The organism is Labilibaculum sp. (assembly GCF_963664555.1).
Lineage (GTDB): Bacteria > Bacteroidota > Bacteroidia > Bacteroidales > Marinifilaceae > Labilibaculum.
In genome coordinates, this window is record NZ_OY761461.1 from 442,658 (window position 1) to 463,913 (window position 21,256).

Here is a 21,256-nt window from a genome sequence, read left to right on the forward strand (position 1 = left end):
TTTTGGGACAACTATTTAAAAAATGTAATTTAGGACTTCGAAGTATTTTATTATTTCGTTGGTTGATTCAAATCAGCGAAAGAATTAAGATGAAAAAGATATGAAGCGGAAAGTAATCATTTCAGGATTTTCCAAATTGACCCGTGAGGAGAAGATGGAAAAAATGGGTGAGTTAACTGGCAGTGCAGAGCGAATTAAATCTCAGTTGGATAGTTTTCGCCTGCAAAATAAAGAGCAGCAAGATTTGTTGGATGAGATTAGTGAGAATACTCTTTCTAATTTTTACCTTCCTTTTGGTGTTGCTCCAAATTTTCTGATTAACAATCAGTTGTATCACATTCCAATGGTTATAGAAGAAAGCTCTGTGATAGCAGCAGCTTCCAGATCAGCTAAATTTTGGGCAAGTCATGGCGGATTCACCGCTCGTGTTGTTTCAGTTGTGAAATCAGGGCAAGTTCATTTTATTTGGAAGGGTGATTCGAATAAGTTGAATGACTTATTGCCCGAATTAAAATTCGATTTGTATCGGGCAACCAAAGAAATAACCAGAAATATGCGTCAAAGAGGTGGCGGAATTCAAAGTATTCAGTTGGTGAATCTTACTGATGAAATGGAAAGCTACTACCAATTGCATGTGACTTTTGATACTGCAGATTCCATGGGGGCTAATTTTATTAATTCCTGCTTGGAGAAAATGGCTCATCAAATGAAGCGATTCTTTAAACACTACGAAGGACTTTCGGATGTGGAACGGGAATGCGAAGTAATCATGTCAATTCTTTCCAATTATACTCCTGATTGTATTGTAGAATGTTCAGTGGAATGCAGCCTTGATGAGTTGGATGAAATTCACCCGGGGCTTAGTGGAAAAGAATTTGCAGATAAATTTCAGAAAGCTTCTAAAATAGCAGAATTGGATGTCTATCGTGCTGCGACTCATAATAAAGGAATTTTTAATGGAATTGATGCTGTTGCTTTAGCTACAGGAAATGATTTTCGGGCCATTGAGGCAAACGGACATGTTTACGCATCCAAAACAGGAAAATATAAGAGTCTGACTCAGGCTGGCATATCGCATAACCGATTCCGGTATCAGTTAACAATGCCATTGTCTTTAGGAACTGTAGGCGGTTTAACAAGCTTACATCCTTTGGCAAAGTTCGGATTGGAATTGCTCGGGAAACCATCGGCGAAGGAACTAATGATGATCACGGCTGCCGCCGGATTGGCTAATAATTTTGGCGCTTTGCGATCTTTGGTAACAACAGGAATTCAGCAAGGACATATGAAAATGCATTTGTCGAACCTGTTGAATACTTTAAAAGCAGATTGCGAAGAAAAGAAACAGGCCTTGGAATATTTTGCTCACAAGACTGTCTCTTACAGTGAAGTGGAAGCATTTATTAAATCACTGAGAACTAAGCTACAATAGAATTTGAAGCCTATATATAAATATTATTCGAACGCTAAATTTTTGCTTACAGGCGAATATCTTGTATTGCACGGAGCTTTGGCTCTTGCAATTCCCTTAAAATATGGGCAAGTTTTGGAAGTTTTTGAATCTGAGGAACCGGATTTAGAATGGCTGGCCTACGAAAAGGGGAAACTATGGCTCAACTTTTCAATTTCAAATCAGGACATTACAAATCAAACCGTTGAAGGAGAAACAGAAAAAGATTTTGTGTGCTTTCTTTTGAATAGAGCCAAAAGTTTAAATCCTTCTTTTTTGAATAGCTGCAATTTTAAAATACGAACAGAATTCGATTTTGATCGAAACTGGGGTTTGGGCAGCAGTTCAACATTAATAAATAATGTTGCTCAATGGGCCGATGTGAATCCATACAATTTGCATTCCTTGGTTTCAAACGGATCTGGTTTTGATATTGCATGTGCAAATTACTGCAAACCAATCTTGTTTCGTAGAGATGGTGCTCATCCTTTAATATATCCTGTGGATTTTCCGGAAAAATTTGTGACTCAACTGCACTTTGTTTACTTGGGTAGAAAGCAAAAGAGTGCTGATTCTGTTAATAGTTTTCTTAATAAACGTAAGTGTACTGAGGAAGAATTGGATAGAATTACTCAATTCAGTAAGGATATTCTTTCTTCTAAAGATTCAAAGGAATTTGATCATGTGATTAAAATGCACGAGCTTTTGGTGTCTGAATTATTAGGGCAGGAATGTGTGAAAGAAAAGTTATTTTCTGATTTCAAGGGATCTGTTAAATCACTTGGAGCCTGGGGAGGAGACTTTGTAATGGTAAGAAGTGATTTGACTAAGAAAGAAATACAATCCTATTTTTACAGAGCGGGATTTACAAGTATTTTTTCCTGGAACGAAATGATACTGGGAACAAATTAATTTACGGCTAAGCGATGACAGATTATAAAAATTCAGGATCGATTGGCTGGGAAAGCCCTTCAAATATTGCATTAATTAAATATTGGGGAAAGAAAGGAAATCAATTGCCTTGCAATCCTTCCATAAGTATGAGTTTAAAAAACTCGCTTACCCGAACTGTACTTTCTTATGAGCCAAAAGGTAATGGGGATCAATTGAGTTTTTTGTTTGAAGGTAAAAGACAAGTTTCATTTGAGCAGCGAATAACAAAATTCATCGGAAACTTATCAGATCATTTTAAATTCCTTACCAATTATCAATTATCCGTTTCCTCAGAAAATACATTTCCACATTCAACAGGAATTGCAAGCTCTGCTTCGGCTATGAGTTCTCTTGCTCTTTGTTTGTGCAGTATGGAAGAGGAAATTTCAGGAGTGAAAATGGCTGAGGATGAGTTTTACCGAAAAGCTGGTTTTATTGCCCGATTAGGGTCCGGAAGTGCTTCTCGATCTGTTTATGGCGGTTTTGTTGCTTGGGGAGAAAGCAATTCTTTTTCCAAATCTTCCGATGAATATGCTGTTCCTTTTTCGAAATACACACATCCGGTTTTTCAGGATTTTCAGGATGCTATTCTTTTGGTGAGTTCTAAAAAGAAAGAAGTTTCCAGTACTGTTGGTCATCAGTTAATGGAAAATCATCCTTATGCAATGGCCCGTTTTGCTCAGGCTAATTCAAATTTTGAAAGAATGTTGGGGGTTTTGAGATCAGGTGATTTGGCGGAGTTTATTGAAATCATGGAAAATGAAGCTTTAAGCTTACATGGTTTAATGATGAATTCCACTCCTTCGTTTACTTTGTTGAAACCAAATACTCTTGAATTAATTGAGAGAATTAGATCTTTTCGTTTAAATACTAAAATTCCTGTTGGATTTACTTTGGATGCAGGACCAAATATACATTTGCTGTATCCTAAATCAGAAAAGGAAAAAGTAGTTCCTTTTATCGATTCAGAATTATCTCAGTTTCTGGAAAATGGAAAGTATATTGTTGATGAAAAGGGGGAAGGACCACAAAAAATAAAAATGTAAAGAGCTGTGAGAATACATCCTGACTTATTTTATGCAAAAATATTACTCTTTGGTGAGTATAGCGTTTTACTAAACTCGATGGGTTTAAGTATTCCTTATACCCATTTTAATGGAGAGCTAAATTTTATTGGTGATGATAAATATACCGATCGGAATTTTGCCAGGCGGTCTAATTTGGAGTTGCTTAAGTTTTTAAATTATCTGAAAAATAATGCAAGGCAATTTGATAATTTACTTGATTTGAGTGCTTTTGAAAAAGACATTCGAAATGGATTGTATTTTGAGTCGAGTATTCCGGAGAGTTATGGCTTGGGAAGTTCAGGAGCATTGTGTGCCTCTGTTTATAAAAAATATGGAATCAATCCAATTGGGAACAGTAAAAAATTAAAAAATGGTGAAATTATTCAATTGAAGAATATTTTGGCTCAGTTGGAATCTGGTTTTCATGGTAAAAGTTCTGGTTTAGATCCCTTGAATTCTTATCTGAAAGTCCCTTTGCTAATATACAATCAGAATGAAATTGAACAGGTAAGTTTGCCAGGGAAAAAATTTGGAGAAGACAGTGCTATCTTTTTAATTAATTCTCAGAAATCGGGAAATACAGAACCATTGGTTCGTTCATTTTTGAAGAATTGCGAGAACAAAGAGTTTCTGTCTTTAATGGAGCAGCAGTTAATTCCAATGAATAATCAGTGTATTCAGGAATTGGTGAATGGAAATGCGGATTCTTTTTTTGCAGAGTTAAGTCAATTATCAAAGTTTCAATTGAGTGAATTTAAATCGATGATTCCAGAGAATTTCCTTGATTTATGGACTGAAGGATTAAGCTCACAGCAATTTTGGCTGAAACTATGTGGATCCGGCGGAGGAGGCTATTTATTGGGTTTTACCAGAAATTATTCCACCACAAAGGGTCTGTTACTTGAAAAGGGATACGATATTGTGACTGTGTATGAGAATGAAAAATAGATTTCTGTTAAAGTTTGAAATGCATTTTAAAACGCTAATTCAACTTAAAAACTAGCTCTCACAAATATGTAAAGGAATGCTATATGTTACCTGGGTTCCAGATTGATTTGGGTCGTTATTCTTTAAATCAGCAATTTCAAAATTCATTTTTTTAGCAGATTTGAAATTATAAATTTTAACACGGTCAAGAGCTATAGATGTAGCTATGGATTTATGATTTTGATCTTGTCTGTTCTTTTTGGCTTCATCGATACCAATTCCATTGTCTTTAATTTGAAATCGTAACGAATCCATATTTTTTGTAAGCGAAACCTTAACCTGTATTTTTGCATTGGGATTATTTCTGAGCATTCCGTGTACCAAAGCATTTTCTACAAATGGTTGAGCAAGCATCGGAGGAACAAGAACCTGATCCTGATCAATATTTTTATCAATTTTAAATTCATAGCTTATTTCATTTTCAAACCGTAGTTTTTGCAAGCCAATATAATCTTTTAAAGTTTCAAGCTCTGTTTTGAGAGATACAAATTCTTCTCTCGAGTTTTCCAGTATTCCCCTTACCAAACTTGCCAATCGGGAAAGGTAATTATTGGCCTCTACATTCTTTTTATCGAGTATAAAACTCTGAATTGCCGTTAATGAATTGAATAAAAAATGAGGATTCATTTGAGTTAACAGAACTTTTTGGCGCAAATCCATAATTTTATGCTCTGCGCGCAATCGGTTAATTCGCAGGGAGACCACAATGGCAACGGCGCCCAATATCATCACGATTACTAAAATGATGATCCATGAATTTTTTTTGCCTATTTCAAGATTTTGAATCTGACTTTTCTGAGTCAAAAGTTCAAGTTCTTTTTCTTTCTGTTCGGATTCATATTTTGCTGTCAGTTCATTTACAGCTTTGTTTTGAAAAACATTAATTAACGAATCATTAATAGAATGGTATTTTTTCAGATAATTGATTGCTTCTTTTGGTTGATTTCGTTTTTCTAAAAAACGAGAGTAGTAGAAATAGCTTTCCAGTAAATCGTCAGACAAGTTGTTCTCTTTGCTTAATTGAATGGATTTTTGATAATACTCTTCAGCTTTTTTATTTTCATCAATCTCATCGTAAGTGGTAGCTTTGAGTAAAAATACTTTACTTAGTCCCCATTGGTCGTTGAGTTGAATTCGCAGTTTTTCACAAAGATCGTAATAATCCAATGCTTTTTTAGCTTGGCCAATTGCTTGATATGATTCACCAATATTCATAAGAATAGTTGACTTAAGTTGCGTATTGCCTGTTTCTTCATTCAAGTGTAAGGCACGAAGGCGATAAGAAAGCGCTTGATCATGATTTTCGAGTTCGCTGTAAAGAGAACCCATATTGATAAAGATATTTATTAATCTTTTGCTGTTTCCTAATTTCTCATAAATTTGTTGGGCATACTTATAAAAATCCAGCGCTCTGTCAAAATCTCCGAGAGTTTGGTATACCCCACCAATGTTGAAATAGGTACTTGCTGTGCCCTCTTTGTAGTTTACAGATTTATAAATCGTTAAAGCTTTAAAGTACTGTTTTAAAGCTTCGTTGTATTTTCTTGTTCTTCGATAAATAATTCCAATGTTTCCAGTAATTTTACCAATATTCAGACTGTCACCTATTATTTTATATTGTGCTGCAGCCTCTCTGTAATAATATTCTGATGAATCAAAAACGCCTTGACGCAAATAGGTTTCTCCTAAAGATTTATAGGTGCTTGCTAAAATGTTGGAATTGTTTGTTTCAAGAGCTAATTCAAGGGCTTGTTTTCCTATTTTAACACTCTGGTTATATGATGAGTCTCTTAATTTTTCAGCCTTATTTAAAATACTGATTACTTGTATTTCACTTTGCGATTGAACTTTGCGAGTCTCGTCAGTAGTGAAAAAATTACTTGAGAATAAATTGCTGGGTAGTATGCAATATATGAGGGATAATAAAATAAGACGTTTCATCTCGCAAAAGTAATAGCGATAAAGGGAAAATAGCAATAATTATATTGTTATTTCTATATTATTAAACATTTGCAGGTGTTAAAAAAATATGAAATAACGAGAGCATAAATCGCAGATGAAATAAGTTTTGTCTCTAAAAATTTTATGAATTAGGATCTGCTGCAGTTGAGGTGCAAAGGGATTGTATAACTGACTTGAGTACCATGAGAATTTTGATCAAGATGGTTAAGGTCCAGTATTTCGAAATACATTTTTTTAGATGATTTAAAATTGTAAATCTTAACCCGGTCAAGAGCTATTGACGTAGCGATAGATTTATGATTTTTAGCTTGCCTGTTCTTTTTGGCTTCATCGATACCAATTCCATTGTCTTTAATTTGAAATCGTAACGAATCCATATTTTTTGTAAGCGAAACCTTAACCTGTATTTTTGCATTGGGATTATTTCTGAGCATTCCGTGTACCAAAGCATTTTCTACAAATGGTTGAGCAAGCATCGGAGGAACAAGAACCTGATCCTGATCAATATTTTTATCAATTTCAAATTCATAGCTTATTTCATTTTCAAACCGTAGTTTTTGCAAGCCAATATAATCTTTTAAAGTTTCAAGCTCTGTTCTGAGAGATACAAATTCTTCTCTCGAGTTTTCCAGTATTCCCCTTACCAAACTTGCCAATCGGGAAAGGTAATTATTGGCCTCTACATTCTTCTTATCGAGTATAAAACTCTGAATTGCCGTTAATGAATTGAATAAAAAATGAGGATTCATTTGAGTTAACAGAACTTTTTGGCGCAAATCCATAATTTTATGATCTGCCCGTAATCGGTTAATTCGCAGGGAGACCACAATGGCAACAGCACCCAATATCATCACGATCATTAGAATAATGATCCATGCATTTTTCTTACCTAATTCAAGGTTCTGAATTTGACTTTTTTGCTGTAATAATTCCAGCTCTTTTTGATTTTTTTCGATTTCATAAGCTGTTGAAAGTTCAGCAAAACGATTCGTTGTTTGAATTTCGTTTAAAGAGTCAGATATCTGAATCATTTCATTTTGATGAAAATAGGCCTTTTTGTAATTTCCGGTTTTTCGATAGACTGTAGTTAAAGATTCTAGTATTTCCGCTCTCCATTTGAGCATACTATTCTTTACTGCAATTTTATCTGCTTCAAGTAGGTGCTTTTCTGCTAATGTGTACTTTTTCTGGTCAATTGCAATTCTGCCAAGTTCCAATTTGGTGCTAATAACACCATCTTTATCACCTATTTTTATTCTAATATCTTCAGCTTTTTGCACATAAATAATGGCAGAATCGAGCTTGCCCTGTGAATGAAGTAAAAAGCCGATATTAAAAAGTAATTTTGATTCAAATAAAATATTTCCAATTTTAGAATTCTCGTGTAAAGATTTGTTGTAGTAATCGAGACTTGTTGTGAATTCTTTCCTGAGTTCGGAGATAGCACCTAAATTGCAATATGCATTTGCGATTTCTTTTGTTTTTTTAAATTTCTTAAAATTCCGGAGGGCGTAATGGTAATAGGTTTCAGCCTTGTTAATTTCCTTTGTTTCAAAATATAAATTTCCGAGATTGTTGAAAACACTGCCCAGACCTTCTTCGTAATTGCCTTCTTTGTATATTTTCAGATTATCCAGATAGTACTCCAGAGCCTTGTCATATTTACCTTGTTTCCTGTAAAGTAATCCGATATTACCAAGAACTTTACCAATATCAACCTTTGAGTTGATGGCTTCGAATTGAGGAATTGATTTTTCGTAATAAATGAAAGCGGAATCATAAGTCCCGGCATAAAAATAATTGATTCCCTGCGTTTTATAAGATTTTGAAAGTAAATTGTGGTCTTGACTATCCTCAGATAATAGTATGGCTTTTTGGCAAACCAATATACTTTTTTCAGAAGATACGTTGCGTAAATGAGCAGATGAGTCCAGATAATGAAGTATTTGCTGAGTAACTGAATTTTCATCTTGCTGATAAGTATCAACTAGTTTGTTGGAATATACAGATGAGCCAAAGCAGATCACTATAAAAAACAGAATAACCCGAAATAGCTTCATATTTATAGGATTTAGTGATGGAAATCAGTAGCGTATGCTAATTTCATTTTAGTGCAAAATAAAGAAATTGTTTAGATAATTAATACTAATGTTTTATTTAAAATGAATTAAAATCATATCAGTTTGTATTTGAGGAAAGACATATTCTTGGAGTATTGGGTCTTGTCTACAAAAAAAGCCTGATCTTTCGATCAGGCTTTTCAATATAATGGGATCTGTATGGAATTACAAGTTGTAAGTGATTCCAATTCCTGGTAAAAAACCAGTATTTTTATATGCTCCTGTGAAACTACCACTTGGGTCGGTTCCGGTAGTTTTTTTACCTTCAATGTACAATAAAGAAGCATCAACGCTTAACTTATCAGTTAACATGTAAGAGAAACCTGCTGAAATACCAATTTTGTTTGCACCTGGAGTTTCAGGAGTGTAAAACTTTTTGTTGGTTGGAGTTTCATCATAATAGAAACCGGCACGAATATCCAGCTTTTCATTTGCAGAATATTGAGCTCCAATCCTGTATGTTTTAGAGTTACTCCAATTTCTTGTACTTTTTGAATCAACAAGTACAGGGACTTCTACAGGACCACCTGGAGTAGAAACTATTGTGGTTGTATTCTTTTCGAAATCAAAATCCAGTGATTTGTACTTATTCCACTGTACAAAATTGACATCAGCAGAAATCAACCATTTTTCATCGATTTGATAAGCAAGACCAATATTAAAACTGGCTGGTAAAGGAAGTGTTGCAGCAACTCCACCATCTGGGAATAATGGAGAAACAGGATCAATAACAGTAAAATCTGCATCGCCATCAGAGTATTCTAATTCTACATCTACCTGAGAACGATAGGAAAGACCAACATTTAATTTTTCAGTTGGTTGCAGAAAAACACCTAAATTGTAACCATATTGTATTTTACTACCATTAATATTTACTTCTCCGTCAGGAGCTCCAAGTGAAGCCAAAGGAAGAGCTCTATTCAAATCTTCTTCACCATAAACAATATTTAGTCCGGCTCCAACACTAATCCAATCAGCAAGTTGATAGGATATGGTAGGCTGAATATAAATAGCTTTCAATTCAATGTCTTGAATTAAATATTTTCCAGACCATGTTTTACCCCAATCTACTTTATTTCCAAAAGGAGTATAAACACCCAAACCAATTGCAAGTTTTTCATTTACTTTCATTGATCCATATAAATAGAATGGTGTTCCTGTTGGATTATCTGTTTCCTCTTTCCCTAAAGCTCCGGTGAACTCAGTTTTAATTATTGTTGCAAACCCTCCTACGGAGAAACTATATTTTTGATCTAGTGTGGCTAAAGCCCCAGGATTCCATTGCATACTACTTGCATCAAAATTTAATGCAGTACCAACATGTCCCATTCCAGTTTGTTTATTGCCTTGAACATTAACAGCGTAACCTTCAGCTTTTACATTGATAGCCATTACAGTTATCGCGACAGCCAAACATATTTTTATTATCATAAGTAGATGATTAATTAATTCAGGAGAAATATAATCCAAATTATAGGTATTGCAAGTAAAATATCAAAACAATGAACAGACAAATCTATTGTGTTCCACTGAAATCAGCACGTATAGATGTATCTAAATTTATAAGTAAGATATATGGTTTTGCTTCTTGTATTAGTTTTTATTAAATTATTAATACTTTTAACCTGAATAATAATTCCTTATTCAATTATATGAGCGTTAAGCTGAATAAAAAAATCGGAGGTGATTTCGTTTATCAAAGTTTTAAGGAAGGCTACAAAAGCGTAACGCCCTCCTTAATTAATCGTTCGTTTGAATGGAACGATAAACAAATAAATATACTTTTAGAGTCTGCCATGCTTGAATTGGGGGAGCTAAATGCCTATTCTAAATTTTTTCCCGGAATCGATAATCATATTCCATTATTTATAGCTCAGGAAGTTATTGCATCCAATTTAATTGAGGGAAATAAAAGTGACTTGTATCAAGCTTTCGTTCCTGATGTTTCCCAATCGTTTAAAAGTAAGTATGCACAAAAAGAAATAGCGAATCATATTAGAGCGATTCACTGGGGGGTAAATGAACTGAAAAAGTTTCCATTATCTGTTCGTTTGGTTAAAGAGGCACATAAAATCCTGTGTTCCGATCTTCCTGCCAAGGAAGAATTTGGAGGAAAGCTAAGATCTTTTTTTCATGCTCATGTGAATCCCTTTGAAGAGGAGTCGAATTATTCGCCACCCAATAAACATGAATTGAAAATATTAATTAATGATGGGAAAAAATTCTGGAGAAATGATGATTTGGAATTGCCACAGCTGATTAAAATGGCTATTTCTTTGTATCAATTTGAGAATATTCTGCCTTTTTTGGATGGAAATGGAAGAACTGCCCGAACTTTAATTTTGTTTGAAATTATAAGCTTAAAATTTGTTGCCCGTCCAATTTTCTGTCTATCCGTTTTCTTTGAAAAGAATCGTTTGGAATATTATCACCGTTTGAATCTAATACGTTCAAAAAATGATATTGAACAATGGATTAAATTTGTACTTACCGGAGTAAAGGAAACGGCTTTGCACAGTAAGAATCTTTTAGGAAATGTAGAAGCTCTTACCACGTATTATGAATCGATTATTGAAGAAAAATTGGGAAAAAAACGAAAGCAATCAGCCAAACAATTGCTTTCGGCGTTTTATTCGAATCCATTTATGTCGGTTGGTGATGTGAAGGAAAAATTGCAGCTAAGTTTTCAATCTGCGAACTTATTGGTAAAAGAGTTTGAGACGCATAACATACTTAAAGAATATGCCGGTGCCCGAAGAAATAGAGTTTTCTATTTGTGGGAATACTTAAATTTATTTGAGTTGTAATAAAGCCGGTAATACAAAAAAAGAGCTTGATTCACCTTTGAATCAAGCTCTTTGCTATTTGTCAGGTTTTTATTTTCCTAAAACTTCTTTCATTTTTTTGCCGATATCAGCAGGTGATTTTACTACATGAATTCCGGCAGCAGCCAAGGCTTTCATTTTTTCTTCGGCAGTTCCTTTACCACCGGCAATAATAGCACCGGCATGGCCCATTCTTTTCCCGGGAGGTGCAGTTTGACCAGCTATAAATGCAACAACTGGCTTGTCTACATGTTTCGCAATGTAAGCAGCAGCATCTTCTTCATCCGATCCGCCAATTTCACCAATTAAAACAATGGCTTCTGTTTTAGGATCATCATTTAAAAGTTTAACAGCATCAATGTGTTTGGTTCCAATAATTGGATCGCCTCCAATACCAATGGCAGTGGATTGTCCAAGTCCAGCTTCGCACAACTGATGAACAGCCTCGTAGGTTAATGTTCCAGAGCGGGAAATAATACCGATTGTACCAGGTTTGTGAATAAATCCCGGCATAATTCCGATTTTGGCTTCACCGGGTGTGATAACTCCCGGACAGTTAGGTCCAATCAGTGTTGTTTTAGGATATTTCTTTAGAAACTCATGAACTTTTAGCATATCCATGGTAGGAATGCCTTCGGTAATACAAACAACCAAAGCTATACCAGCTTCTGCCGCTTCCATAATGGCATCTGCAGCAAATGGTGGCGGAACAAAAATTACAGATGCATTTGCTCCGGTTTTTGCAGCAGCACCTTTCATGGTGTTGTAAATCGGAATTTTATCCATGAACAGCTGGCCACCTTTACCAGGAGTAACTCCAGCGACTACATTTGTTCCATATTCTATCATTTGCTGGGTATGGAAAGCCCCTTCGGAACCAGTGATTCCCTGAACTACCAGTTTAGTATTTTTATCAACTAATACACTCATTATGCTTTAATTGTTTTAAGGGTGGCTACTACTTTTTCAGCGGCATCTCGTAATTCTGTTGCTGCAATAATATTCATTCCTGATTCTTCCAAAAGTTTCTTACCTTCTTCAGCGTTGGTTCCCTGTAAGCGAACCACAATAGGCACTTTAGTATCGATATTTTTAATGGCTTCAATAACTCCTTTTGCAACACGGTCGCAACGCACAATACCACCAAAAATATTGATCAAAACTGCTTTTACACTTCCATCAGAAAGAATAATTCGAAAGCCTTTTTCAACTGTTTCTGCAGAAGCAGCACCTCCAACATCAAGGAAATTAGCCGGTTCACCACCTGTTAGTTTGATAATATCCATGGTTCCCATTGCCAGTCCGGCGCCGTTTACCATACAGCCAATATTTCCATCCAGTTTAATGTAATTTAAGCCTGACCTGCCTGCTTCTATTTCCAAAGGCTCCTCTTCATCTAAATCACGAAGAGCAGTAATGTCTTTGTGACGATACAATGCATTATCATCAAAATTAGCTTTTGCATCCAAGGCAATTACATAACCTTCTTTGGTTACTACCAATGGGTTGATTTCAAAAATTGAAGCATCAGTACCAATATATGCGTTGTAAAGAGCCATTAGGAATTTAACCCCATTTTTAAAAGCATCTCCAGTTAAGCCGAGAGAAAACGCCATTTGTCTGGCTTGAAATGCTTGTAAGCCAACAGCGGTATCAACGGCAACTTTTACAATTTTCTCAGGAGTTTCCTCTGCAACTTTTTCGATTTCCATTCCCCCTTCGGTTGATACCATAAAGGTAACTTTTGAGGTCGCACGGTCCATTACAATTCCGGCATACAACTCACGATCAATATTCGAAGCGGCTTCTATTAAAACCTTCTTCACCAAATTTCCTTCCGGACCGGTTTGGTGTGTTATAAGAGTCATTCCCAAGATATCGTTTGCGTAACGAGTTACATCCTGTGCAGTTGGTGCAAATTTAACACCTCCGCCCTTTCCTCTTCCACCTGCGTGGATTTGGGCTTTTACTACTACGGGCAGACCAATTTCGGCAGCAGCCTTTTCAGCTTCCTGAACCGAAAAAGCAATTTTGCTTTCGGGAACGGGTACACCAAACGACCGTAAAATTTCTTTTGCTTGATATTCGTGAATCTTCATTCTTAATAATTTTTTTGTTAGGCTTGAAAAAGACCTGCTATTGATCAGTGTTTATTGTTTTGATTGATTTTGAACAGGTAAGCAAGTCGGTAGCTATTAATATATAAATGGTTAATTTTTTGACGAACCTAAATATATAAATATCTGCATGAAATAAAAAGGACATTTGCGGTAAATTTAAAAGAGTTTGGAATCTTTTTATTTTCTAAATTCTTGGAGTGCCGGGAGCGGTTGAAAATTAGCTGAACTAAGTTGAGAACCAAAAAACATGTAAAAACTTGCATTTATCGAATAAAATGAAGATTCTCCCGATAAAATTAGGGAAGAACCTCTCATATTTAGTAATTTCAAACTCAAAGCAAAAAATTCGTAATGGAAAGATGTTTATCGAATGTGGCCAATGATGGTAAATGTTTTATTAGATTGATTATTTGTTTTAATTTTAATCAGAAATTTAAAAGCCTGGAAATATGAGCACATATTATAACAAGGTAAAAGATTACCTGTTGAATTTAGAATTCACTATTATTAAAGAAGATAAGGCAGAAGAGCTGTTTGTGGTTGAAAATCCGGAAGGTGGAATTGCAAATCTGATTGTTGATTGTGAAGATCCAATTTTGATTGTTGAAGGTGTACTGTTTGAGTTGACAAGTGATAATCCTGAAATTTATAAAGCTTTACTGAAAAAGAACAGGGAAATTATTCATGGTGCGTTTGTTCTCGACGGATCAGGAAAAAAAGTTCTTTTTAGAGATACTCTGCAATTAGAGAATTTAGATCAGAATGAATTAGAGGCAACACTTAACTCATTGGAAATGCTGTTAAGTGAGTACTCGGAAGAGATTATTTCATATTCAAAATTGTAACCTGATAAATCAATATACAAATGGGAATTTTTGGTAGATTATTCAACGTTGGCAAAGCTGAAGCTCATGCCGCTATAGATAAATTAGAGGATCCGATTAAGATGACCGAGCAGGGAATCAGAGATTTGAAAAATGACTTGGATAAGAGCTTGCAGGCTTTAGCTGAGGTTAAGGCAATGGCGATTCGAAGCAAGAGAGAATTAAATGAGCAAAAATCAGTAGCTAAAAATTACGAGCAAAAAGCAATATTATTATTGCAAAAGGCCGAAAGAGGTGAGCTTGAAATGTCGGAAGCAGAACGTTTGGCAACCGAAGCTTTAGCGAAAAAAGAAGATGCGGTTTCTGCGGTAGTAAGATCCGAGGAAGAAGTTGTTAAATTTGATGCCAGCATTAGTCAGTTGGATACGAATGTGAAGAAGTTGAAATCGACGATTACTCGTTACGAGAATGAGTTGAAGACTTTAAAAGCCCGTGCCCGGGTTAGTCAGGCTACTCAAAAAATTAACAAACAACTTTCTGGTATTGATAGTTCGGGAACAGTTGGGATGTTGGAGAAAATGAAAGATAAAGTGGCGCAGCAAGAGGCAATGGCCGAAGCATACGGTGACATTGCTTTTGAAAACCGTAGTTTAGATGATGAAATTGATGCAACTTTAAACGAAAGCAATGTGAAAACATCCAATGCATTGGAAGAGTTGAAAGCGAAAATGAAGAATAAAGAATAGCTGTTTTTACAAATTTGAACGAAATTAAAAATGGGATTTACCGATTTTTTTAAACGAAAACAGCCGAAATATGACACTACCAATATCCGGGTTACCGATCTGGATGTTGGTTTTGTTTTTGAATATGATCTGTCGAGCTGGGAAGTGCAGGCGAGTTATGAGTACGATTGGGGTGATAATTATTTCTCAAAGGAATACAAGATTAATGATGGCAGCAAGACACTTTTTCTTTCTGTAGAAGATGATGATGAAATAAGCCTGGGGGTTTGCGATAAGATTAAGGTTCGTGAATTGGGCGAGAATGTGCTTTCAGATTTATTAACGGATCAGAAACCTCCAAAGAGTGTAATCTATAAGGATAAAAAATATTTCTTTGATCAGGAATCACCGGGTTACTTTAATGATAAAGCCCGTGGAGAGGATTGGGTGGAATTTATATCATGGGATTTTGTTGATGAGTCCGGAGAATATATTGTTACCATTGAGCAATGGGATGAAAAAGAATTTGAAGCTTCGGCCGGTAAGGCAATTAAGGAATTCGAAATATCTAATATTTTGCCTAAATAAGTTAGTAAGAGTTATTGGTGAAAAGCATCTGACTTTCATCGATAACTCTTAATTCGTAATTATAAACTATAATTTATGAACACAGTAACTAAAGTAATCATTGGGATTATTGTGGTGTTTTTTATAGCAAAGACTTGTGGACGATCAGGATCTTCCTCCTCTTCTTCAGTTGCTGAAACATGGCAAAAATCTCCTGTTGATAATTTGATTAAGGAGTTGAATGATGAACAGAACTTCTCGATAATCTTATTTGATATGGATGCTAATGAAGGTTCTGACGATTATCGTCATCAATATCAGGTGATTGTTCAGCGTCCGGACACCGTTGTGGAACAAAAGTCTGCCTGGAAAAATGTGAGTGCGGCTTTCTTCTCTCAGAATCTGAACAATATGGGAATGGAAATTGCTTCTAAAAAGGATGGAATTGTAACGAAGCAAGCTGTGCCTGCAGGATACAATCACTATGTTGGAAATGAGAAATACGGACGATGGGAAAATCGGGGGGGGGCTTCTTTCTGGGCATTCTACGGACAATATGCTTTTATGTCGCACATGTTCAATATGGGATCGTACCGACGTTCTTACTGGGATGATTACCGTGGAGGAGGATATTACGGAAGTTCCAGAGGATACTACGGTCCAAATGGAAGCAGCCCTGTTTATGGCACAAAATCTTATACTTCTTCCGGTTCGGGAACCAATAGTAAATGGGGAAGCAAACCTTCTACATTTAAAGATAAAGTTCGAAGTAGGGTGAGTCGTTCTTCAGGTTCAAGCAGCACAAGATCTTCGAGCAAAACAACAAGAAGTTCATCAAGATACCGCACAAGTTCAACTCGCTCACGCAGCGGTGGATTTGGCAAATAAACCATTGTATAACTCATAGATTTAAAACTTATGATATCATTATCAGAAATTTCGTTTATCGTTTATGACGCTGTGGTTTATATCATGGCAGCCTTTGCCATTTTCCTAATCGGAAAATTTGTTTATCAATTGCTTCATCCATCTTTTAAAGTGAAAGAGGAGTTGGTGAAGAAAGATAATTTTGCCTTTGCCATTTCCCATGTGGGATATTATATCGGCTTATTGTTTTCAATAGGAAGTGCCATTGTAGGACCATCAAATGGTTTGGTAAATGATGTGATTGACATTGCCGTTTATGGTTTGTTGGCCATTGTACTTTTGAACATCTCCATATTTTTGTCTGATTATTTAATTCTTCGGAAATTTTCAGTTCGTAAGGAGATCATTGAAGATCAAAATGTTGGGACCGGTGTTGTTGAGGGAGCTGTTTCAGTTGCTTCGGGATTAATTATTTTTGGAGCAGTTTCGGGTGAGAGTGAAGGACTTTTATTTGGTGTTTTAACTGCTGTTGTTTTTTGGGCATTTGGTCAGTTAGCCCTTATTGTTACTACACGTATTTACAACTGGATAACTCCGTACAATTTGCATGAGCACATTGAAAAAGACAATGTTGCGGTTGGAATTGGTTTTGCCGGAGCTATAATTGCGATAGGAAATTTAATTCGTTTTGGATTAATAGGAGATTTTGAAGGGTGGTTACCAAGTTTTACTGAAGCAGGTTTTGAGCTTGTTGTTGGATTGATTTTATTACCGGTAATGCGTTTAATTACGGATAAGATATTACTTCCCGGCGAACGCTTAACCGATGAAATTATCAATCAGGAGAAGCCAAATGTTGGAGCTGCTCTGATTGAAGCATTTGCTTATATCGGTGGATCGGTTCTAATTACCTGGTGTTTGTAAAATTATGAATTATGAGTTTTTAATTTCAGGGTAAATTCAAAAAATATCCTTTGTGCTCATGATTTAGAATTCATCCTTTTAAAAAGGATTAGGTAGAAATAGCAAGACTCAACAAATTTTTGGAACTTTTCTCTTTTAGGAGTTATCTGGAAAGGGACTGGTGCCTGAATGTTATGAATTAAAGATTGTGAGTTGGGTAATGTCGTTCTGTGCATTCTAATTCATCATTAATAATTCTTAATTTATAATTAAAAAAGAAGTGTTCAAGAATAAATCAACATTATTAAAAGCGGCAATTTTTGCTACCGGATTTTCCGGAGTGGTGGCAGAGTATATTTTGTCCACTTTGGCTCAGTATTTCTTAGGTAATTCTGTTTTTCATTGGGTGATGATTATCTCGCTCATGTTATTCTCAATGGGTTTGGGCAGCCGGATTACGAAGAATTTTGAGACCCGTTTATTGAAACATTTTCTGATATTGGAATTTGCGTTATCGTTCATTGTTTCGTTTGCAGCTTTATTGGTTTATACGGCTTCGGCATATACTCAATCCATTGGAATTCTTATTTATAGCCTGGCAATCTGCATTGGATTGTTGATTGGAATGGAAATACCTTTGGTGATCCGTATTAACGACGATTATGAGAAATTACAGTTTAATATCTCCAACATTCTGGAGAATGATTACTATGGAAGTTTACTGGGAGGAATCTTTTTTGCCTTTGTTGGATTACCGGTGTTTGGATTGATTTATACTCCCTTTATTCTGGGGTTTGTAAATTTCTCTGTCTCGATTGTGGTGTTGATTTTTCTTTGGGATCTTTTGAAATCCTCAGAGAGAAAAGTGCTGATTGTATTAGGCACATTTATCATGATTTTGCTTACAACGGGAGTTTTTGTCACTGATCCTATCATTAGGTATGGAGAACAACAAAAATATTCCGACAAGGTGATTTACACACAACAGACAAAATATCAGCGCATTGTAATTACAAAATGGAAGAATGATTACTGGTTGTATCTAAATGGTAACGAACAGTTATGTACGCGTGATGAATTGATGTATCATGAACCTTTAGTGCATCCGGCCATGAGTTTGCACCCAAATCCGGTTAACGTTTTAGTATTAGGCGGTGGTGATGGTTGTGCTGTTCGGGAAATTTTAAAATATCCAAAAGTTGAAAAGATTACTTTGGTGGATTTAGATCCGGCTATGACTAATTTGGGCAAAACACATCCTATTCTAACTAGTCTAAATCAGAATTCGTTGAGTGATGAAAAGGTTGAGGTGCTGAATGAGGATGGGTACAAATATTTGTTATCGATTGATGATTATTACGATGTTGTAATTATTGATTTACCCGACCCGAGAGGTGTTGAACTGGGACGTTTGTATTCGCATGAATTTTATAAACTTTGTTATCGGCATTTAAGGCCGGGAGGTGTTATTGTAACTCAGGCTGGAAGTCCGTATTTCGCAACACAGGCATTTTCCTGTATATTGGAGACAATGAAAAGTGCGGGGTTCGTGACGGTTCCCATGCACAATCAGGTAATAACTTTGGGAGAATGGGGATGGAGCTTAGGCGTTAAAGAGCCTGCTGACAAAAATGTGAAAAAACAATTGCAAAATCTCGATATAGAAGTACCAACTCGTTGGATCAATAAAGAAGCAATGACCTTGATTACATCTTTTGGCAAGGATTTTTATCCTTGGGAAAAGGACAGTGTTTATATCAATAGAATTCATGATCCCGTATTGTATCAATATTATTTAAAAGGCAATTGGGATCTTTATTAAAATTAGTGTGGGCTTGTAACATTTTGCAACATATTTGCACTGATTTAAAATCAAAAAAATCAAGATCCAATGGAGACGAAAACAAAAATATTAGAAGCAAAAATTCACAATCTTCGATTTTGGGTTTCGGAATATGAACCAAAGGTTTTACAAGTGCAGTTTCAAAATTATTTGGAGCAGGTTGGTTTTGTGATTTTGAATTTTACCGATCATTATTTTCCGGTTCAGGGATATACGGCATTTTGGTTGTTGGCTGAATCGCATTTGGCCATTCATACTTTTCCTGATAAAGGATGGTCGTATGTTGAATTGAGCAGCTGCAGCCAAAAAAAATCAGAAGATTTTAAAAGTCTGGTAAATGCGGGTAAGCTGAACATGAAATGGAACGGAGATGGAGTAGAAATTTGTGTACCTGAATAAGTAGAATCACATGAAGAAAAGGCTAAGCATTTTCATTGCATTTTTAATATACGTAATTGCCATACTGGGAATTAAATATTTTGAGGGGCAGTCACCCGATTCCAATATCAAGACAATTGGAGATGCTTTTTGGTATGCCATTGTTACTCTTACTACGGTAGGATATGGTGATTTTTATCCGGTAACATTTGCTGGTAAAATTATTGGTCTTATTGTGATTATTGGTAGTTTAGGAATATTGGGATTTGTAATTGGTGAAGTAACTGTTAGATTTAATCAGTATATGGAAAAGAAAAAAAGTGGTTTTTGGGGAAGTGATTTTGATAATCATTACATCATTATTGGCTGGAATGAATTTGGACAAAAAGTAGCAAGTCAAATTATTCAGGCAGGACAAAAGGTAGCTTTTGTAACCAATAATAAAGCTGATCTGGATTTAATTGCTGATTTGTTTCCTTCTAAAGATACATTTAGTCTTTTTGCGGATTATTCTAATGTTGAAGCTTTAAATAAAGTGAATGTTGAGCAGTCAAAACGAATATTTGTAAATTTCGATAATGATTCGGAAACCCTGGTTTTTGTGATCAATTTAAAGAAAAGATTCCCTGAGGCGAACGTAGTTGTTACTTGTTTAAATCCTAGTTTGAGAGAAACTTTTGTGAATGCTGGTATTGTTCATGTAATTGCACAAAGTGAAGTTGCTTCAAAATTAGTTGCATCCTACTTATTTGAACCTTATGTGGCTGCCTACACCGAAGATTTAATTTCTACAAGTATTGCTGATGAAGATTCGGACATTCAGCAGTATATAATTACAGCCGATTGCGATTTTTCCGATGAGGAATATATGGCTGCTTTCATGAAACTGAAGCTGGATTACAACGCAATTTTAATTGGGATGGTAAAGGAGGGCAGGTTAATGAAGAATCCGCCTAAGGGAACAAGGATTGCAACGGGTGATTACTTGATTTTAATCTCCAGCGGAGAAACGAAAAAGAATCTGGAAGATTTTTTTGGCGTGAAGGAGGGTGAATAAAGCCGAATTATTCAGGATTATAACCAACATCATCAGGAAGATTAGGCACTTGGGAAGCCATCACCGCTAACTGATCGGCACGTTCGTTTCCCGGAATGTTAGCGTGACCTTTGATCCAAACAAATTTCACATTGTGTTTTTTATAAACTTCCAGGAATCTCATCCATAAATCTGCATTTTTTTTCCCTTTAAAACGCTTTTGAACCCATCCAAAAACCCACTTTTTCTCTACAGAATCAACCACGTATTTCGAGTCGGAGTAAATCGTAACATCACAGTCAGGTGTTTTTAGTGCTTCCAGTCCAACAATTACAGCCATTAGCTCCATTCTGTTGTTTGTTGTTAGCTTGAATCCCTGATTTAAATCTTTACGATGTTTACCCGAAATTAAAACAACACCATAACCTCCCGGCCCGGGGTTTCCACTTGCTGCTCCATCGGTATACATGGTTATTTTTGTCGACATATTATTGGTTTGCGGTTTTCAAATCAAAAGTAAGAAAAAAATGAGATGCAGAAAGGATAAATGATGCATAAGAAAAAGGCTGCGGAGTTTACTCCAGGCATTTCTTGAATTGCTGATTGCAACTTATTGCGATCAGCAAGTAAGACAGACTAGAAACTTTGA

19 protein-coding genes are annotated in these 21,256 nt (G+C 35.6%); 13 read left to right on the forward strand and 6 right to left on the reverse strand.

What is annotated here, in order from left to right; translation table 11 throughout:
- Positions 1–100 precede the first annotated feature (100 nt).
- The 4 genes from ACKU4N_RS01875 to ACKU4N_RS01890 are packed head-to-tail and all read left to right on the forward strand — an operon-like array spanning position 101 to position 4,398.
- Entirely contained in the window at positions 101–1,432 is a 1,332-nt protein-coding gene (locus ACKU4N_RS01875) for a hydroxymethylglutaryl-CoA reductase, degradative (RefSeq protein ID WP_321319899.1), read from the forward strand.
- Positions 1,433–1,435: 3 nt separating this feature from the next.
- The gene (locus tag ACKU4N_RS01880) at positions 1,436–2,362 is read left to right on the forward strand and encodes a GYDIA family GHMP kinase (protein ID WP_321319900.1); all 927 of its coding nucleotides are present in this window, start codon (positions 1,436–1,438) and stop codon (positions 2,360–2,362) included.
- A 14-nt stretch (positions 2,363–2,376) separates the two neighbouring features.
- Positions 2,377–3,429: a diphosphomevalonate decarboxylase gene (gene mvaD, locus ACKU4N_RS01885; protein ID WP_321319901.1), complete on the forward strand. Its 1,053-nt coding sequence runs from the start codon at positions 2,377–2,379 to the stop codon at positions 3,427–3,429.
- 6 nt (positions 3,430–3,435) lie between these two features.
- On the forward strand, positions 3,436–4,398 hold the full coding sequence (locus ACKU4N_RS01890) for a GHMP family kinase ATP-binding protein (RefSeq protein ID WP_321319902.1): 963 nt from the start codon (positions 3,436–3,438) through the stop codon (positions 4,396–4,398).
- A 51-nt stretch (positions 4,399–4,449) separates the two neighbouring features.
- Here the strand turns inward: ACKU4N_RS01890 and ACKU4N_RS01895 are convergent, their stop codons facing one another.
- From ACKU4N_RS01895 to ACKU4N_RS01905, 3 genes are all read right to left on the reverse strand, one after another.
- Positions 4,450–6,378 carry a tetratricopeptide repeat-containing sensor histidine kinase gene (locus tag ACKU4N_RS01895; RefSeq protein WP_321319903.1) on the reverse strand — a complete coding sequence of 643 codons (1,929 nt, stop codon included), beginning with the start codon at positions 6,376–6,378 and terminating at the stop codon, positions 4,450–4,452.
- A gap of 149 nt (positions 6,379–6,527) precedes the next feature.
- Positions 6,528–8,459 (reverse strand): tetratricopeptide repeat-containing sensor histidine kinase, encoded by a 1,932-nt coding sequence (locus ACKU4N_RS01900; protein WP_321319904.1) that lies wholly within the window; start codon positions 8,457–8,459, stop codon positions 6,528–6,530.
- 225 nt (positions 8,460–8,684) lie between these two features.
- Positions 8,685–9,950 carry an OmpP1/FadL family transporter gene (locus tag ACKU4N_RS01905; protein ID WP_321319905.1) on the reverse strand — a complete coding sequence of 422 codons (1,266 nt, stop codon included), beginning with the start codon at positions 9,948–9,950 and terminating at the stop codon, positions 8,685–8,687.
- 221 nt (positions 9,951–10,171) lie between these two features.
- On the opposite strand from ACKU4N_RS01905, the gene ACKU4N_RS01910 reads away from it, so the two are divergent.
- The gene (locus tag ACKU4N_RS01910) at positions 10,172–11,326 is read left to right on the forward strand and encodes a Fic family protein (RefSeq protein WP_321319906.1); all 1,155 of its coding nucleotides are present in this window, start codon (positions 10,172–10,174) and stop codon (positions 11,324–11,326) included.
- Positions 11,327–11,395: 69 nt separating this feature from the next.
- Here the strand turns inward: ACKU4N_RS01910 and sucD are convergent, their stop codons facing one another.
- Positions 11,396–12,274 (reverse strand): succinate--CoA ligase subunit alpha, encoded by an 879-nt coding sequence (sucD, locus tag ACKU4N_RS01915; RefSeq protein WP_321319907.1) that lies wholly within the window; start codon positions 12,272–12,274, stop codon positions 11,396–11,398.
- On the reverse strand, positions 12,274–13,443 hold the full coding sequence (gene sucC / locus ACKU4N_RS01920) for an ADP-forming succinate--CoA ligase subunit beta (RefSeq protein ID WP_321319908.1): 1,170 nt from the start codon (positions 13,441–13,443) through the stop codon (positions 12,274–12,276). Before sucC ends, sucD begins: the two co-directional genes overlap by 1 nt.
- A 470-nt stretch (positions 13,444–13,913) precedes the next feature.
- Between sucC and ACKU4N_RS01925 the strand changes: the two genes are divergently transcribed.
- The 8 genes from ACKU4N_RS01925 (at position 13,914) to ACKU4N_RS01960 (ending at position 20,628) form a co-directional block, all read left to right on the forward strand.
- Positions 13,914–14,309, forward strand: coding sequence for a YbjN domain-containing protein (locus ACKU4N_RS01925; protein WP_321319909.1), 396 nt, complete (start codon positions 13,914–13,916; stop codon positions 14,307–14,309).
- A gap of 20 nt (positions 14,310–14,329) precedes the next feature.
- Complete coding sequence (locus tag ACKU4N_RS01930) at positions 14,330–15,034, forward strand: PspA/IM30 family protein (protein ID WP_321319910.1); 705 nt, start codon at positions 14,330–14,332, stop codon at positions 15,032–15,034.
- Positions 15,035–15,064: 30 nt separating this feature from the next.
- Positions 15,065–15,601 carry a DUF4178 domain-containing protein gene (locus tag ACKU4N_RS01935; protein ID WP_321319911.1) on the forward strand — a complete coding sequence of 179 codons (537 nt, stop codon included), beginning with the start codon at positions 15,065–15,067 and terminating at the stop codon, positions 15,599–15,601.
- Between the two features lie 75 nt (positions 15,602–15,676).
- Positions 15,677–16,468 (forward strand): hypothetical protein, encoded by a 792-nt coding sequence (locus ACKU4N_RS01940; protein ID WP_321319912.1) that lies wholly within the window; start codon positions 15,677–15,679, stop codon positions 16,466–16,468.
- A 30-nt stretch (positions 16,469–16,498) separates the two neighbouring features.
- Positions 16,499–17,371 carry a DUF350 domain-containing protein gene (locus tag ACKU4N_RS01945; protein ID WP_321319913.1) on the forward strand — a complete coding sequence of 291 codons (873 nt, stop codon included), beginning with the start codon at positions 16,499–16,501 and terminating at the stop codon, positions 17,369–17,371.
- A 259-nt stretch (positions 17,372–17,630) separates the two neighbouring features.
- Positions 17,631–19,172, forward strand: a complete 1,542-nt coding sequence (locus ACKU4N_RS01950) for a polyamine aminopropyltransferase (protein WP_321319914.1) — start codon at positions 17,631–17,633, stop codon at positions 19,170–19,172.
- A 69-nt stretch (positions 19,173–19,241) separates the two neighbouring features.
- Positions 19,242–19,592 (forward strand): S-adenosylmethionine decarboxylase, encoded by a 351-nt coding sequence (locus ACKU4N_RS01955; protein WP_321319915.1) that lies wholly within the window; start codon positions 19,242–19,244, stop codon positions 19,590–19,592.
- Between the two features lie 10 nt (positions 19,593–19,602).
- A complete protein-coding gene (locus ACKU4N_RS01960; protein WP_321319916.1) occupies positions 19,603–20,628 on the forward strand; it encodes a potassium channel family protein in 1,026 nt (341 codons plus the stop codon).
- Between the two features lie 7 nt (positions 20,629–20,635).
- Here the strand turns inward: ACKU4N_RS01960 and rnhA are convergent, their stop codons facing one another.
- Complete coding sequence (gene rnhA / locus ACKU4N_RS01965; protein ID WP_321319917.1) at positions 20,636–21,094, reverse strand: ribonuclease HI; 459 nt, start codon at positions 21,092–21,094, stop codon at positions 20,636–20,638.
- Positions 21,095–21,256 lie beyond the last annotated feature (162 nt).

What these genes read in the sequence shown, in the direction of transcription:
- ACKU4N_RS01910 (WP_321319906.1), top strand. Translation starts at nt 10,172, where the DNA reads ATGAGCGTTAAGCTGAATAAAAAAATCGGAGGTGATTTCGTTTATCAA.
- sucC (WP_321319908.1), bottom strand. Translation starts at nt 13,443, where the DNA reads ATGAAGATTCACGAATATCAAGCAAAAGAAATTTTACGGTCGTTTGGT.
- sucD (WP_321319907.1), bottom strand. Translation starts at nt 12,274, where the DNA reads ATGAGTGTATTAGTTGATAAAAATACTAAACTGGTAGTTCAGGGAATC.
- ACKU4N_RS01875 (WP_321319899.1), top strand. Translation starts at nt 101, where the DNA reads ATGAAGCGGAAAGTAATCATTTCAGGATTTTCCAAATTGACCCGTGAG.
- rnhA (WP_321319917.1), bottom strand. Translation starts at nt 21,094, where the DNA reads ATGTCGACAAAAATAACCATGTATACCGATGGAGCAGCAAGTGGAAAC.
- ACKU4N_RS01960 (WP_321319916.1), top strand. Translation starts at nt 19,603, where the DNA reads ATGAAGAAAAGGCTAAGCATTTTCATTGCATTTTTAATATACGTAATT.
- ACKU4N_RS01895 (WP_321319903.1), bottom strand. Translation starts at nt 6,378, where the DNA reads ATGAAACGTCTTATTTTATTATCCCTCATATATTGCATACTACCCAGC.
- ACKU4N_RS01945 (WP_321319913.1), top strand. Translation starts at nt 16,499, where the DNA reads ATGATATCATTATCAGAAATTTCGTTTATCGTTTATGACGCTGTGGTT.
- mvaD (WP_321319901.1), top strand. Translation starts at nt 2,377, where the DNA reads ATGACAGATTATAAAAATTCAGGATCGATTGGCTGGGAAAGCCCTTCA.
- ACKU4N_RS01930 (WP_321319910.1), top strand. Translation starts at nt 14,330, where the DNA reads ATGGGAATTTTTGGTAGATTATTCAACGTTGGCAAAGCTGAAGCTCAT.
- ACKU4N_RS01935 (WP_321319911.1), top strand. Translation starts at nt 15,065, where the DNA reads ATGGGATTTACCGATTTTTTTAAACGAAAACAGCCGAAATATGACACT.
- ACKU4N_RS01955 (WP_321319915.1), top strand. Translation starts at nt 19,242, where the DNA reads ATGGAGACGAAAACAAAAATATTAGAAGCAAAAATTCACAATCTTCGA.
- ACKU4N_RS01925 (WP_321319909.1), top strand. Translation starts at nt 13,914, where the DNA reads ATGAGCACATATTATAACAAGGTAAAAGATTACCTGTTGAATTTAGAA.
- ACKU4N_RS01905 (WP_321319905.1), bottom strand. Translation starts at nt 9,950, where the DNA reads ATGATAATAAAAATATGTTTGGCTGTCGCGATAACTGTAATGGCTATC.
- ACKU4N_RS01900 (WP_321319904.1), bottom strand. Translation starts at nt 8,459, where the DNA reads ATGAAGCTATTTCGGGTTATTCTGTTTTTTATAGTGATCTGCTTTGGC.
- ACKU4N_RS01940 (WP_321319912.1), top strand. Translation starts at nt 15,677, where the DNA reads ATGAACACAGTAACTAAAGTAATCATTGGGATTATTGTGGTGTTTTTT.